Here is a 15,277-nt window from a genome sequence, read left to right on the forward strand (position 1 = left end):
ACGCTCCTTTCAATGTGGTAAAATGTATGAGGAAAGAATAGGAAATAGAACAGGGAGATGAAGTAGTATGAGTAATCTTGCAGAGAGAACAGTAAAAACTGAGCCAATTTTTGATGGTAGAGTTATAAAAGTTCGTGTTGATGATGTAGTATTACCAAATGGAGCAATGAGTAAACGTGAAATTGTAAATCACCCTGGTGCAGTTGCTATTATTGCTATTACTGATGAGGGGAAAATGGTACTTGTTGAGCAGTATCGTAAAGCGCTTGAAAAGGCGATTATAGAAATTCCAGCCGGCAAGTTAGAACCCGGTGAAAAACCTGAGGTGACAGCAGTTCGTGAATTAGAAGAGGAAACAGGATATGTATGTGAAAATATGGAGCTCATTACTTCTTTCTATACATCTCCAGGATTCGCAGATGAAATTTTATATGTATATAAAGCGACAGGTTTGACAAAAAAAGAAAATAAAGCTGAGTTAGATGAAGATGAGTTTGTGGAATTAATGGAAGTATCGTTAGAAGAAGCGATTACTCTTATGAAAGATCTTCGTATTCATGATGCGAAGACGATGTTTGCAGTACAATATTTACAACTACAAAGATAAACACTCGCCAAAGGCGAGTGTTTTTTAATTGATTTTTGCATATACACGTGCATCACGTAAGCTACCATCTGGTGCTAGGAAATCATTTTCCATTGTACCTTCTAGAATGAATTCTAGACGTTCTGCTAAGCTACATGCATTTATATTTGTTGCATCAGTACGAATTTCAATTCTTCTAGCGCCTAGTTTATCAAAGGCGAACTGAATCGCACCTTTAACAGCTTCGGTCATATAGCCTTGTTTTGTATAGGCACTATGTAGCCAGAAGTGAAGTGAAAACTTTGGAATATCCCAGTTTTCAGGCTTTAGTGTAATTGCTCCGATGAATGTACCAGATACTTTATCATATAAGTGAAAATCAAGTGTTTCACGAAGTAAAAACTGTCCGTGAGCTTCGCGAACAATTTCTTCAGCACTCTCTTCTGTTTCAGCGTTAATTGGTATCCACGGTACTAAGTCTTCTAGAGAAGCTTGGATTGCTTCATATACTTCGGCACCATCACCTGGAAATGGTTTACGAACTTGCAAGCGTTCAGTTTGAAATAATGTTGGAAAATCTAATAATAATGGTTTCAAGAGAAATCCCTCCTATTCTCTACTTTTTAGTTTAGCAAAGTAGAGCGGAATTTCAATGCTAATTCGTCATACTTTTTTCTTTCTTTCATACATTTTTAATAAGAGCGTGAACGGAGGGAAGAAAAATGTGGCGAAAAAATTGGCAAGACCGTGTAATGTCTCACATACAGGAAAACTCTTCATTATATATATTTAACGCTGTTTTATTATTGATGGGAGTAATATTCGGAGCCATTCTTGTGAATAGTTTACAAATCAATCAAAAACAAGATTTATCATTTTATTTACAACGTTTTTTTGGACAAGTCTCTAAAGGAGAATTTGCCATTGCGGGCGAAATGTTTCGAGAAAGTTACTTTTCGCAATTAAAATACATCGGATTTATTTGGATTTTAGGAATTTCAATTATTGGATTACCACTTATTTTTATTTTATTATTTGTAAAAGGAGTTGTCGTCGGATTTACAGTTGGTTTTTTAGTAAGTCAGCATGGATGGAATGGACTATTATTAGCATTTGTATCTGTTTTGCCACAAAATTTAATTATCATTCCAGTCTTTCTCGTTATGACAACCATTGCTGCAAGTTTTTCTTTACGGATGATTAGGCATCAATTTATTAGAAAAATAACCGAACCACTATTACCATTATTAATCCGTTATACATGCTTCTTTCTCGTAATTGGAGTGGTGTTAGCACTTGCTTCTAGTGTGGAGGCTTACGCATCACCAGTTTTAATGAAAGAAGTCGTTGAGGCTATTAATAAAAAATAAATACTTTTTGAGAATAATTATCAATTTGTTTTTATTGTTTTTTCTTTTGACAGAAGCCCTTCTTCTGATATAATGGTGTAAGAGTGGCGAGGAGGGAGTAGTACCGAATGGAAGAAAGAATTGAACGAATTAAGAAGCAATTACATGCAGCGAGCTACAAATTAACACCGCAACGTGAAGCAACAGTTCGTGTGCTGCTAGAAAATGAAGAAGATCATTTAAGCGCAGAAGATGTTTACCTCCTTGTAAAAGAAAAGTCGCCAGAGATCGGATTAGCAACCGTCTATCGAACTTTAGAACTATTATCTGAGTTAAAAGTTGTCGATAAGATTAACTTCGGAGACGGTGTTTCACGCTATGACTTACGCCAAGAAGGTGCGCAGCGTTTCCACCATCATTTGATTTGTACACAATGTGGTGCTGTACAAGAAATACAAGAAGATTTACTTGGTGAAGTGGAAAGGAAAGTAGAACGAGACTGGAGCTTTAAGGTGAAAGATCATCGTTTAACATTCCATGGGATTTGTAAAAATTGTCAAGAAAATGAAACGGATGAAAAATAACCTTTTCCTATTTATCTAGGAAGAGGTTTTTTATTTGAATAAGGTATAAATAGGTGAAAGCTTGGCATATGTTGTAATAACTTATATTTTGGAGGAATTTACAATGCGCCGAGCTTTAAAATTAACTTTTGATGGAATAAAAGTATTTTTATTATTTACAAGTTGTACGATTTTGTTTTATTTCGCTATACTATGGATAAATGAAGAATATGAAAGCTATCATCGTTATGAAAAACCTAAAGAAGAGACTGTAGAAAAAGTATCAGGGAATGAAGAACCGGCAAAGGATGCTTTCGTAAATAGAATGATGTTTTTCTATGAAAATGGGGAGTAGTGTAGAGTGGAAGATCAATTAAAAGATTTTATTCATTATATGGTTGTCGAAAAAGGATTAGCAAAGAATACAGTAGTATCTTATGAACGGGATTTAAAAAGCTACGTAAAGTATTTGCAAAATGTGGAACAGACGAAAACTTTTCATGAAGTGACCCGTTTACACATTGTTAACTTTTTGCAGTATTTAAAAGAGAACGGAAAATCTTCGAAAACATTGGCGCGTCATATCGCATCAATTCGTTCGTTCCACCAATTTTTACTGCGTGAACGAGCGGTAGAACACGACCCATCCGTACATATTGAAACGCCACAAGGGGAACGGAAATTACCAAAAGTATTATCAGTTGATGAAGTAGAGGCGTTACTTCAAACACCAAAAATGACAAGTGCTTTTGGGATTCGTGATAAGGCGATGCTAGAGTTACTGTATGCGACAGGACTTCGTGTTTCAGAATTGATTGCACTCAATTTAGAAGATGTACATTTAACGATGGGATTTGTTCGTTGCATAGGGAAAGGGAATAAAGAAAGAATTATTCCACTAGGAAGTTTAGCAACGGAAGCGATTCAAAAGTATATTGAAAAAGGAAGAAGAGAATTAATGGGGAAAAAAGTAGTAGATGCACTCTTTTTAAACCATCATGGTAATCGATTATCAAGACAAGGATTTTGGAAAATATTAAAACGATTAGCGAAAGAAGCAAATATTGAAAAAGAGCTTACACCTCATACGTTGCGTCACTCGTTTGCTACGCACTTATTAGAAAATGGAGCAGATTTACGTGCTGTACAAGAAATGCTTGGACATGCAGATATTTCAACGACTCAAATCTATACGCACGTTTCAAAAACTAGATTAAAAGATGTATATAAACAGTTTCATCCGAGAGCATAGTTACTATGCTCTTTTTTTATAGATTAAGAGGGGAAGACTGTTTCACAGAAACTTCACAAACATTTCGTATATTGTTTTCAGCAGAAGACTGGAATATTACAATGTATTTCCTCTATACTAAATAAAGTATAAAGGAGGAAATGATGATGAAAAAACTGATTATGACTTTATTTATCGCGATGCTAGCATTGGCTGGCTGTAATACAAACAAAGAAGAGCTGAAAAAAGAACAGAAACTTGAAGCTGTAAAAGTAGCAGTCCAAACAAATCCGAAAGAAATTAAACCAGGTGAAAAAACAGAAGTACAAGCACTTGTTACACAAGGAAAAGAAAAAGTAACGGATGCTGATGATGTAAAGTTTGAAATTTGGAAAGATGGCGACGAAAAACACGAGATGTTAGATGGTAAGCATAAAGGGAAAGGTGTTTATGCAGTCGAGAAAACATTCGAAACGGATGGAGTATACCATATTATCGCTCACACAAATGCACGTGAAATGCACGTTATGCCAGAAGTAAAAGTTGCTGTAGGAAATGCGAAAGTAGAAGATGCGAAAAAAGAAAATAGTGATCACAGTGCAGGACATGGAGATCATAAAAGTGACACAATGATCCATCTTATGGCTGGAGACATAAAGGCAAATGCTGAATCTACAATGAAAGTTCATTTGAAGCAAAAAGAAGAAGCATTAACTGGTGCTGAAGTACAACTAGAGATTTGGAAAGATGGTGTTGAAAAACACGAATTTATTCCAGCGAAAGAAGGGAATAAAGGAGAGTATGAAACGAAACATACTTTCAAAGAGAACGGTGCTTACAAAGTGAAAGTACATGTAAGAAAAGGCGAATTGCATGAACATAAAGAAGAAACGGTAGAAGTAAAATAAAAAGTAGCTCTTTAGAGCTACTTTTTATTTTTAATATGAAGAAATAAATCATAAAAAAATTAGCACTTCGTTGCAGAATGGATTACAATAGAAGTGTGAAGAAAATGAGAAATTCTACGAAAATGTATTAAAAAGAAAGCGTAAACATGTTATGATATCAGTATCAGATGTCTGACATCTGACTTAGAAAAAACTAGAAATGTTTTTGAATCGTTTCAAGTAAACGAAATAGGTTAGAAAATGATTTAAAGAAGTACTGTTTGACAATGAGAATTCTTTTGGATAACAGTTTCACTTTATAGCGTTTTGAACATACTACAAGAAGTAGAACTGAACTTATAGGAGGTCGCAGTTATGAATAAATATAAACGTATATTCCTAGTCGTAATGGACTCTGTGGGAATCGGTGAAGCACCAGATGCTGAGCAATTTGGTGATCTAGGATCTGACACAATTGGTCACATTGCTGAACATATGAATGGGTTACAAATGCCTAACATGGTGAAATTAGGTCTTGGTAACATTCGAGAAATGAAAGGTATCTCTAAAGTAGAGAAACCACTTGGATATTACACAAAAATGCAAGAGAAATCTACTGGTAAAGATACAATGACAGGTCACTGGGAAATCATGGGCCTTTACATTGATACACCATTCCAAGTGTTCCCGGAAGGATTCCCGAAAGAATTACTTGATGAATTAGAAGAAAAAACAGGCCGTAAAATTATCGGTAATAAGCCAGCTTCTGGAACTGAGATTCTTGATGAACTTGGTCAAGAGCAAATGGAAACAGGCTCTTTAATCGTTTATACTTCTGCTGATAGCGTATTGCAAATTGCAGCACACGAAGAAGTAGTGCCACTTGATGAGTTATATAAAATCTGTAAAATTGCACGTGAATTAACATTAGATGAGAAATACATGGTAGGTCGTGTTATTGCTCGTCCATTCGTTGGTGAACCTGGAAACTTTACACGTACACCAAACCGTCATGACTATGCATTAAAACCATTCGGCCGTACAGTAATGAATGAATTAAAAGATAGTGACTACGATGTAATTGCTATCGGTAAAATCTCTGATATCTATGATGGTGAAGGGGTAACTGAATCACTTCGTACGAAGTCTAACATGGATGGAATGGATAAGCTTGTAGATACATTAAATATGGACTTTACAGGTCTTAGCTTCTTAAACTTAGTTGACTTTGATGCATTATTCGGCCACCGCCGTGATCCACAAGGATACGGAGAAGCTCTGCAAGAATATGATGCACGTCTTCCAGAAGTATTCGCAAAACTAAAAGAAGATGATCTATTATTAATTACAGCAGACCACGGTAATGATCCAATTCACCCTGGTACTGACCATACACGTGAATATGTACCATTATTAGCATATAGCCCAAGCATGAAAGAAGGCGGACAAGAGTTACCACTTCGTCAAACATTTGCTGATATTGGTGCAACAGTAGCAGAAAACTTCGGTGTGAAAATGCCAGAATACGGAACAAGCTTCTTAAACGAGCTAAAGAAATAGGGGGATAAACAAATGAATCGTGAACTTATTACAAAATCAGCTTCATACTTAAAAGAGAAATTTCAAGAGACACCACAAGTAGGACTAATCCTTGGGTCAGGACTAGGTGTATTAGCAGACGAAATTGAGAACGCAGTAACAGTACCTTACAGTGAAATCCCTGAATTCCCAGTATCAACTGTAGAAGGCCATGCAGGTCAACTAGTATTTGGTACACTTCAAGGTGTAACAGTAGTAGCAATGCAAGGACGTTTCCACTTCTATGAAGGATACGACATGCAAAAAGTAACATTCCCAGTTCGTGTTATGAAAGAACTAGGTGTAGAAACAGTAGTTGTAACAAACGCAGCTGGTGGTGTAAATACATCATTTGAGCCAGGCGATCTTATGTTAATTTCAGATCACATTAACTTCATGGGTACGAATCCATTAATCGGACCAAATGATTCTGAAATGGGCGTACGTTTCCCTGATATGTCTACATCATATACAGTAGAACTTCGCGAAATGGCGAAACAAGTTGCAGCAGACTTAAATATTAAAGTACAAGAAGGTGTATACGTAGGAATGACAGGTCCTGTATATGAAACACCTGCTGAAATTCGTATGCTTCGTACACTTGGCGGAGATGCAGTTGGTATGTCAACAGTACCTGAAGTAATTGTAGCGCGTCATGCTGGTATGAAAGTATTAGGTATTTCTTGTATTTCAAATATGGCAGCTGGTATTTTAGATCAACCACTTCACCACGATGAAGTAATTGAAACGACAGAACGTGTTAAAGCTAACTTCTTAGCATTAGTAAAAGCAATCGTAAAACAAATGAAGGGGTGACTTCACAATGAGAATGGTGGACCTAATTGCAAAAAAACGTGACGGACATGCATTAACGACAGAAGAAATTAACTTTATTGTTGAAGGATATACGAATGGTAATATTCCTGATTATCAAGTAAGTTCACTTGCAATGGCAATTTTCTTCCAAGATATGAACGATCAAGAGCGTGCGGATTTAACGATGGCAATGGTAAATAGCGGTGATACAATCGACTTATCAGCTATTGAAGGTGTAAAAGTAGATAAGCATTCAACAGGTGGTGTTGGTGATACAACGACACTTGTATTAGGTCCATTAGTAGCTGCTTTAGATGTACCAGTAGCGAAAATGTCTGGACGCGGCTTAGGACATACTGGTGGTACAATTGATAAATTAGAAGCAGTTCCAGGATTCCATGTGGAAATTGAAAACGATGAATTCATGCGTCTTGTAAATGAAAATAAAATCGCTGTTATCGGCCAAAGTGGTAACTTAACACCTGCTGATAAAAAGCTATATGCACTTCGTGATGTAACAGCAACAGTAAACTCAATTCCGCTTATTGCAAGTTCGATTATGAGTAAAAAAATTGCTGCTGGTGCAGATGCAATTGTTCTTGATGTAAAAACTGGGGCAGGTGCATTTATGAAAACGGATGAAGATGCAAAACGTTTAGCAGAAGCAATGGTACGCATCGGTAATAACGTTGGTCGTAATACGATGGCAGTTATTTCTGATATGAGTCAACCACTCGGTGAAGCTATCGGTAACGCATTAGAAGTTCAAGAAGCAATTGATACATTACAAGGTAAAGGGCCGAAAGATTTAGAAGAGCTATGTTTAACACTTGGAAGTCAAATGGTGTACCTTGCTGGACAAGCTTCATCTTTAGAAGATGCACGTGAAAAGCTAATTGAAGTAATGAACAACGGAAAAGCACTAGAATCATTTAAAACGTTCTTATCAGCGCAAGGCGGCGACGCATCTGTTGTTGATGACCCTTCTAAATTGCCACAAGCACAATTTAAAATTGAAGTGGAAGCGAAAGAAGACGGATATGTATCAGAAATCGTTGCAGACGAAATCGGAACAGCAGCAATGCTTTTAGGAGCAGGACGTGCAACGAAAGAGTCTGAAATTGATTTAGCAGTTGGTCTAATGCTGCGCAAAAAAGTAGGCGATAGCGTGAAGCAAGGTGAATCTCTTGTTACAATTTACGCAAACCGCGAAAATGTTGAAGATGTAAAAGCGAAAATTTATGAGAACATGAAGATCTCTAAAGAACACGTAGATGCACCAACTTTAGTACACGGTATCGTAACGAAGTAATAAAAAAAGCTGAGGAGATTTCTCCTTGGCTTTTTTTACTATTTTTTGTTTATAATAATAATGGGTGAAATTATGATTAGAATTTGTGCAGTAACAAAAACAGATGAAGTATTATATGATGTTTCTCTAGAAGAAACAAAGAAAGACCATATTGTATGGTATTGGCTAGATTTATATAAGCCAACGAAAGAAGAGTATACATATATTCTGCAAGACCATTTTAAGTTCCATCCCCTTGCAATTGAAGACTGTATAGAATATGTACAGAGGCCAAAAGTTGATTTTTATGATGGATATAACTTTTTAGTTCTTCATGCATTTGGGGAAGATGGACTAGAACCGCACGAAATCGATTTATTTATTAGTGATCGTTATATTGTTTCTTTCCACTTTTCTCATAACAATGCAATCGAAAGAGTATGGAAAACACTTGGAGAAAAGAAGCGTATTAAAAATAGTCCTTTACACGTAGCTCATACAATTATCGACCAAATTGTAGATGACTATTTTGCGCCTGTATATTACATTGAGGATCATTTAAATGCAATTGATGATAATTTAACGGGGGAGACAGCAGGAAGTGTATTAGAAGAGGTATTTGATATACGTGCAGATTTATCAAAGCTAAGGCGTACAATCATTCCGATGCGTGATTTATTATATCGTATTTTAAATTCGACTCGTTTTTACGGTATAAGCGATCATGAAATTTACTTTAAAGATATACATGATCATTTGCTTAAACTAACAGAAATGATTGAGGCAAGCCGAGAGTTAACAGCAGATATTCGGGATAGTTATTTTTCATTAAACTCACATCATATGAATAACATTATGAAAACATTAACTGTATTCTCGACTATTTTCATGCCATTAACATTTATTGCGGGAGTATATGGAATGAACTTTACGCATATGCCAGAGCTTGGTGGACAATATAGTTATTTTATTTGTCTACTTATCATGGCACTAATTGGCGGGGGAATGATGGTCTGGTTTTATAAAAAAGGATGGTTTAAGTAAAAAAACACCGAGGATTTCCTCGGTGTTTTTTCTTAACCAATAGCATGTAATACAAACATAGCTAAGAATAAGCATGTAATGATATACATAGATGGTGCGACTTCTTTACGCTTTCCAAGAGCAACTTTTAAGATAGGGTAAGCAATAAATCCGAACGCAATGCCATCAGCGATACTATATGTGAGCGGGATCATAACGATAATTAAGAATGCTGGAAATCCTTCTGAAAAGTCATTCAGAGGAATTTGTTGAATGCTTGTAATCATTAGACCGCCAATAATAATTAAGATTGGTGCAATGGCACTATCAGGAATTAATTTGACAAATGGAAGAGCAAACAGTGATGCAAAGAATAGCAACCCAGTAACGATAGACGTCAGACCTGTCTTACCACCTGCAGTAATACCTGCGGCACTTTCTACTGTTGAAACGGTAGGACTTGTGCCAAATAGACCACATGTCATTGCTGAAATTGCATTGGCTTGGTAAGCACGTGGGAATTTACGATCATCTTCTAATAAACCGTGCAGAAGTCCCATATTCTCAAAAATAAGCACCATGCTTAAAGAGAATGTTGCAATCCAAAATGGTAAGGAGGAAAGTTTCTCAAATGACATAGCTCCAAACACATCACCGTAATTAGCGAATGAGAATGAACTATTTCCCACTTGACTCGTATCCACAAGACCAAATAGCCATGCGATACCAGTTCCTATTGCAATCGTCCATAAAAAGTTTCCACGTACGTTGCGAATAAATAATACAAGTGCAATGATAAGAGTAAGTAATGTCGCAAGAACGACAGGATTACTTAATTTCCCCATTGCCACAGCAGTATTTGGGTTCGAAACGACTAAACCACCTTTTTGCAATCCGATAAACGCTAAAAATAATCCGATGCCGACAGTAATCGCTTCCTTTAATGACTTTGGAATTGATACTGATAGCACGCGAGCGATTGGTGTAAAAGCGGCAATTGCAAAAATAATACCAGAGATAAAGACAGCAGCCAAAGCTTCTTGCCAAGTTAGTCCAAGCGTATGCACAGCTGTGTACGTAAAGAATGCATTTACACCCATACCCGGGACAAGAATAGCAGGTGCATTTGCCCAAAATGCCATGAGTAGACATCCGACAAATGAACTAAAAACAGTTGCTAAAATTCCAGCTTCAAGAGGAATGCCAGCATCTGATAAGATTGACGCATTTACAATCATAATATATACGATTGTGAAAAATGACGTAACTCCAGCTAAAACTTCTTGTTTTGGTGATGTTTCGTGTAAACCTAATTTAAATGTTCTTTCAAGTATTCCTTTCATGTTAAACCTTCTTTTTCATATCCCTCTCCCACCCGTGATATCTCTTTTGTAAGAGCTCACCGTTCTTTATTATATCAGAACATCATGTTTTTACAACAAGTAAAATGATAACGTTTACTTATAAAGAGAATTCGTTATAAATACGTAAAAATAGCCCGTATGGATGAAATGATTTCTAATTCACCCGATTGAATGGGCGGGGCTGCTTGTGCATGTAAAGTAGCATAAGACGTAACCTCCCTTGGTAATTGGGCAGATTCTTCAACGAATGAGAGGGGAACAGGATTAATATTTAAATTATATGTACTCGCAATAGCACGAGCTTTTTCTACTGCTTGGTGCAGAGCTTGAATGAGAGCTTGCTCATAATATTTATTTGGATGAGATACTCGGAAACGTAAACCTTTTGCTACATTTGCGCCATTTGAAACGGCTATATCATATACTTCCCCAGCTTTTTGTACATTTAAAACGGTAATTTCATACAAATGCTCCACGCGGTATCCTTGTAGCAATGCTTTATCATTTACATATTCGTATTGAGGAGTGATCGTATAAGAAATCGTTTCTATATCTTTATCGGCAATACCAAGCTGTTTAAGTGCATCCAGCAATTGTTTGGATTGCACTGCATTTTCTTCTTGAGCCTGTTTTACATTTTTATCATCTGTTCGAATGCCAAGCGTTAATATAACAACATTCGGTTTTGCTTTGACAATGCCTTCGCCTTGTACAGTAATAGTAGCTTCTTTACCAGTATTAGCAGTGCGTACGTTGTGTAAATAAGGATTCATTCCACCCTGCATTTTCCATCACCATCCTTTTTATATGTATATGTGTGAACAAAAAAGAAATTTATATGAAAAAAGTTACATAAATGAGAATGTTGAGGAAAGAAAGCATATACAACATAGGTATTTATAGATTATAATATGTGTAAATATGATAAAAAAGGGACGAGGCTATTGAACGAAAAAAGAGAAACGCTGATTTTAGATTTATCTGCATCATTTCGAAAAATGATACGTTTATTACAAAATGATATTAATACACGTTTTGCAGAACATATGCCATATAATGAATTTTCTGTATTACGTGCGTTATTTTTAAAGAGTCCACAGATGGCTTCGCAAATTGCGAGTGAAGTAAACGTAACCTCCAGTCATATTACAGCTGTTACAGATCGTCTCGTACGAAAAGGATTAGTAGAAAGAAAACGTTCTAATTCAGATCGTCGAATCGTGTACTTAGAAATTACAGAGCACGGAAGAGAAGTAACTGAAAAACTTGAAGCTGTGCGTAAAGAATATTATAAAGAGAGATTTAAAGGTTGGAGCGACCAAGAAATAGAAATGGTCTTAGAACTATTTGGCCGCGTATTATAATAAATGAGGATAGGAAGCGAAAGCATTCCTATCCTTTTTCTTTTGAATAAAAATATTTTGAAAATCCGATACTTTAATTAAAAGATCGGAGGAAAGATTATGAAATATATTGCTGCACTTACCATTTTATTTGGTGGTTTTTTCTATTTTCAAACATTCACGTACGCAGATACGCCTATCCAAGTGGTGCGAAAAGAAGTGAAGTATATTGAAAACGACAATACAGTTTTATATTCGAAATTATGGGTTCGTTCTATGCAAAACGCAGTATTATTCCACCATAGCGATAATATTCGTAATCAGGACACATTACGTAATGTAACAAGTTCATCGCTTGTTAAAGCGAAGCAACTATCTTTTCAGAAAGCGGCCCTCTATATACCGAGATTATCGCAATACGTATCAAAAATAGGAAAAGAAAACATTCAAGTGTACTACATTGCGATTCACTATAATGTGAAAAAACAAAATGCATATCAACTAGATGGTATGAACTATTTTCTACAAGTATTCGTGAAAGAGCGTGGGGAATGGAAAATTGCCGAAAGTATAGTTGCACCGACAGAGCAAATTGTGCAAAATGGTGATGGATTTGGGATGAAAGAAGAGATGGTGTATGGGGATAGGAGAGAGAATGTGAAATAACCTCTTTATTTAGATAGGGACATATATAATAAAAAGCATTGCTCTTGTGCAATGCCTTTTTATTTAGTTCATATAAGAGTTAAATAATTCATAACATCTTTCTTTTGTCAGCTTCTCTTAATGCCATTGTTCCGTGTTTATAGTTTCACATCTATAATGCTTTTTGAAACATGTATTCATCATCTTAATGTATGTTTATTTCCCTCCAAAAGCAAACTTCAATTTTAATAGACGTGTAAAAATGAAGTAACTTATGATAGCGAATAGGAAAAATCCAACATAATAAGACAGAAGTGCATCTCGTCCACCTAATATTCTACCGCCAAGCAGTCCGAAGCATAGAACAGTGCAAATCATGAACCATTTTTGCAAGTTAGGAAACAATAGTATTTTTCCGTTTTGTTCGTTTGGTGTACGTGTGTATAGAAAGGTTGCCATTGATAAAAAGATAATGATGTAAGCAAATGGTGTTAATAGTGTCCAAGGAGAAGATACAAAAGTATGCTCCATTGGATTGTCCTGTGGTACACTAGAAAGTTTATTGCCATAGTTATCAAATGTTTCTATCGGGTGGTAATCATAAGTAATAGAAAAAGATTCTAATGGTGAAATGATATCTATATGTTGTAAGTACTCATGAGTACGTTGCTCTATTTCTCCCATTGCATCTAAAGACCATTGTGTATGGGAATAAATGAATCCGGAAATTAACAATCCAAAACCGTATGGTAAAAATAATAGAATGATAGTTAAACTACTTTGAGAGAATATATGTCCAGTAATGGTTCCGATAAATAAGGTGAATGTATAAATAGCGATAAGTACAACCGTAGCATATAGAAAGTAACTATAGAACGGAGTAAAGATTTGATACTCATTGTGAAACGACATGTTCTTTATTCCGTACATACTAAGCCAGCAAACAATTTGCACTGTAATAATATTCAAAACACCAAGCCACCATTTTGTTAAAAAAATATCTTTTCGTTTAAAAGGCATCGAGAAGAGAAAATCAGTTGATTGATTGTTACGTTCCCACCCAATTAAAAGACAAGCAAGTGCAATAAGAGTAAATCCTTGAAAGAGGACGGCACCATCAGATGCATGAAAATAGTAGGAGTAGTAATATGCATAGTCATCAAACTTCATTTTTGATTGTTTTAGCTGCATTTGCGCTTCTTGATAATATTTATAAGGTAGTTGATATAAACTAATTAACCAAAATAATAGAATTATATATTTTCCTTGCTTCCATTGCCTTATCCATAAAGCTTTATGAAACATGCGAATCCTCCTCAAACGTTGTGATAAAAATATCTTCGAGTGACATGGCTAATTCTTCAATGAGCAGTGGCTGTTCTTTATGAAACTTTTCTAATGTAGCTGCCACATTTCCCTCAATTAAGATTGTATATACTTTTCCCGTTTGGTTTAATATTTTAATATTGCTTAAGTTTTCTAGTTTTTGAGGTAATGAGCGTTCATAGGCTACTTGGATTTTAGCAAATTGTGATTTTGCATCGTCTAATGATGTAATAGAAGATACGGTATGTCCTTTTAACATAATGATTGTATCTGCAATTTGTTCTACTTCATCTAAATGGTGAGTGGAGATGAAAATGGTAATTTCTTTTTCTGCAACTTCTCCAACGAGAAACTGTAAAATCTGTCTTTTAACGATAGGATCCAGCCCGTTTGTTGGTTCATCTAAAATAATATATTCTGCCTGTGCAGCAACAGCTAAAATGATGGCAAGCAGTGCTTTCATTCCTTTTGAATAACTACGAATTCGTTTGTTTGGTAAGTTAAAACGTTCTAACAGTTCATAGAAATATGCTTCATTAAATGCGGTATAAACTTCTTTATAAAACTTTACGATTTCTTTTATCGTATAGCCGTTCAGTATATTAGTAGAATCAGGAACATATACAATTTTTTGCTTTATTTCAGGAAACTGATGAATGTTTGTATCTTCATATGTAACAGTTCCCTCGTCTGGGTCTAAAATACCGACCATCGTTCGCAATAAAGTTGTTTTTCCCGCGCCGTTTCTTCCGAGTAATCCGATGATACTCCCTCTTTGCAATGTGAAAGAAACATCGTCTAAAATTGTTTGATTATCAATTGTTTTCTTCAAGTTTGTCACTTTCAACATCCGCATTCCCTCCAATCTCTTTATAGTATGAATCTATCCAATCATGAATTTTATCTTTCGTAACACCAAGATAAGAGGCTTCTAATAGTAATTGATGAAATTGCTTTTCAACCATAGCGATTTTCCTTTCGTCTAATGTTGGGGTAATCGATTGAGATACAAATGTTCCTTTTCCTCGTAACGTTTCAATAATTCCTTGTCGCTCTAACTCTTGATACGCTTTACTCACTGTATTTGGATTTATAACGAGTAAAGAAGCGAGTTCGCGTACAGAAGGAAGTTTATCACTTGGAGCCAACATGTTTTTCAATACGAGTTCTTTTATATTTTGAACAATTTGTTCCCATATCGGAGTGTTGCTTCTTGGATCAAGTTGAATATGCAAGAGCAATGTCTCCTTCCTCATATGTATTAAGTGTACTACT

At 35.7% G+C, this 15,277-nt stretch carries 18 protein-coding genes; 12 read left to right on the forward strand and 6 right to left on the reverse strand.

Annotated elements, in window-relative coordinates:
• Window positions 1-67: 67 nt before the first annotated feature.
• A complete protein-coding gene (locus AC0OM3_RS03185) occupies window positions 68-607 on the forward strand; it encodes an NUDIX hydrolase (protein ID WP_000067044.1) in 540 nt (179 codons plus the stop codon).
• 24 nt (window positions 608-631) lie between these two features.
• On the opposite strand, the gene AC0OM3_RS03190 is transcribed toward AC0OM3_RS03185, so the two are convergent.
• Window positions 632-1,183, reverse strand: coding sequence for a GNAT family N-acetyltransferase (locus AC0OM3_RS03190; protein WP_000803479.1), 552 nt, complete (start codon window positions 1,181-1,183; stop codon window positions 632-634).
• Between the two features lie 155 nt (window positions 1,184-1,338).
• On the opposite strand from AC0OM3_RS03190, the gene spoIIM reads away from it, so the two are divergent.
• The 9 genes from spoIIM (at window position 1,339) to corA (ending at window position 9,345) form a co-directional block, all read left to right on the forward strand.
• Window positions 1,339-1,956, forward strand: a complete 618-nt coding sequence (gene spoIIM / locus AC0OM3_RS03195) for a stage II sporulation protein M (RefSeq protein WP_013142149.1) — start codon at window positions 1,339-1,341, stop codon at window positions 1,954-1,956.
• Between the two features lie 107 nt (window positions 1,957-2,063).
• Entirely contained in the window at window positions 2,064-2,519 is a 456-nt protein-coding gene (fur, locus tag AC0OM3_RS03200; protein ID WP_000392657.1) for a ferric iron uptake transcriptional regulator, read from the forward strand.
• Between the two features lie 103 nt (window positions 2,520-2,622).
• Entirely contained in the window at window positions 2,623-2,853 is a 231-nt protein-coding gene (locus AC0OM3_RS03205; RefSeq protein ID WP_001250432.1) for a YqzK family protein, read from the forward strand.
• A gap of 6 nt (window positions 2,854-2,859) precedes the next feature.
• Complete coding sequence (xerD, locus tag AC0OM3_RS03210) at window positions 2,860-3,750, forward strand: site-specific tyrosine recombinase XerD (RefSeq protein ID WP_000390088.1); 891 nt, start codon at window positions 2,860-2,862, stop codon at window positions 3,748-3,750.
• A 146-nt stretch (window positions 3,751-3,896) separates the two neighbouring features.
• Entirely contained in the window at window positions 3,897-4,637 is a 741-nt protein-coding gene (locus AC0OM3_RS03215) for a FixH family protein (RefSeq protein ID WP_474211074.1), read from the forward strand.
• A 354-nt stretch (window positions 4,638-4,991) separates the two neighbouring features.
• The gene (deoB, locus tag AC0OM3_RS03220) at window positions 4,992-6,176 is read left to right on the forward strand and encodes a phosphopentomutase (protein ID WP_001046079.1); all 1,185 of its coding nucleotides are present in this window, start codon (window positions 4,992-4,994) and stop codon (window positions 6,174-6,176) included.
• 12 nt (window positions 6,177-6,188) lie between these two features.
• A complete protein-coding gene (locus tag AC0OM3_RS03225) occupies window positions 6,189-7,010 on the forward strand; it encodes a purine-nucleoside phosphorylase (RefSeq protein WP_001078446.1) in 822 nt (273 codons plus the stop codon).
• A 7-nt stretch (window positions 7,011-7,017) separates the two neighbouring features.
• A complete protein-coding gene (locus AC0OM3_RS03230) occupies window positions 7,018-8,322 on the forward strand; it encodes a pyrimidine-nucleoside phosphorylase (RefSeq protein ID WP_001243086.1) in 1,305 nt (434 codons plus the stop codon).
• A 60-nt stretch (window positions 8,323-8,382) separates the two neighbouring features.
• Window positions 8,383-9,345: a magnesium/cobalt transporter CorA gene (corA, locus tag AC0OM3_RS03235; RefSeq protein WP_474211218.1), complete on the forward strand. Its 963-nt coding sequence runs from the start codon at window positions 8,383-8,385 to the stop codon at window positions 9,343-9,345.
• 32 nt (window positions 9,346-9,377) lie between these two features.
• Here corA and AC0OM3_RS03240 read toward each other — a convergent pair whose 3' ends face one another.
• Entirely contained in the window at window positions 9,378-10,667 is a 1,290-nt protein-coding gene (locus tag AC0OM3_RS03240) for an NCS2 family permease (protein WP_000676239.1), read from the reverse strand.
• A 134-nt stretch (window positions 10,668-10,801) separates the two neighbouring features.
• A complete protein-coding gene (locus AC0OM3_RS03245) occupies window positions 10,802-11,473 on the reverse strand; it encodes an SIMPL domain-containing protein (protein WP_001161437.1) in 672 nt (223 codons plus the stop codon).
• A gap of 159 nt (window positions 11,474-11,632) precedes the next feature.
• Here AC0OM3_RS03245 and AC0OM3_RS03250 point away from each other — a divergent pair, with 159 nt between their 5' ends.
• Complete coding sequence (locus tag AC0OM3_RS03250) at window positions 11,633-12,052, forward strand: MarR family winged helix-turn-helix transcriptional regulator (protein ID WP_001003305.1); 420 nt, start codon at window positions 11,633-11,635, stop codon at window positions 12,050-12,052.
• A gap of 99 nt (window positions 12,053-12,151) precedes the next feature.
• On the forward strand, window positions 12,152-12,697 hold the full coding sequence (locus AC0OM3_RS03255) for a hypothetical protein (RefSeq protein ID WP_061884545.1): 546 nt from the start codon (window positions 12,152-12,154) through the stop codon (window positions 12,695-12,697).
• 195 nt (window positions 12,698-12,892) lie between these two features.
• Here the strand turns inward: AC0OM3_RS03255 and AC0OM3_RS03260 are convergent, their stop codons facing one another.
• Genes AC0OM3_RS03260 through AC0OM3_RS03270 form a run of 3 tightly spaced genes read right to left on the reverse strand, consistent with a single transcriptional unit; the run spans window position 12,893 to window position 15,237 of the window.
• On the reverse strand, window positions 12,893-13,981 hold the full coding sequence (locus AC0OM3_RS03260) for an ABC transporter permease subunit (RefSeq protein WP_474211075.1): 1,089 nt from the start codon (window positions 13,979-13,981) through the stop codon (window positions 12,893-12,895).
• Complete coding sequence (locus tag AC0OM3_RS03265) at window positions 13,971-14,852, reverse strand: ABC transporter ATP-binding protein (protein ID WP_046946410.1); 882 nt, start codon at window positions 14,850-14,852, stop codon at window positions 13,971-13,973. Before AC0OM3_RS03265 ends, AC0OM3_RS03260 begins: the two co-directional genes overlap by 11 nt.
• A complete protein-coding gene (locus AC0OM3_RS03270; protein ID WP_000548037.1) occupies window positions 14,818-15,237 on the reverse strand; it encodes a GntR family transcriptional regulator in 420 nt (139 codons plus the stop codon). Before AC0OM3_RS03270 ends, AC0OM3_RS03265 begins: the two co-directional genes overlap by 35 nt.
• Window positions 15,238-15,277: the final 40 nt, after the last annotated feature.

Source organism: Bacillus sp. FAU20, from assembly GCF_056033865.1.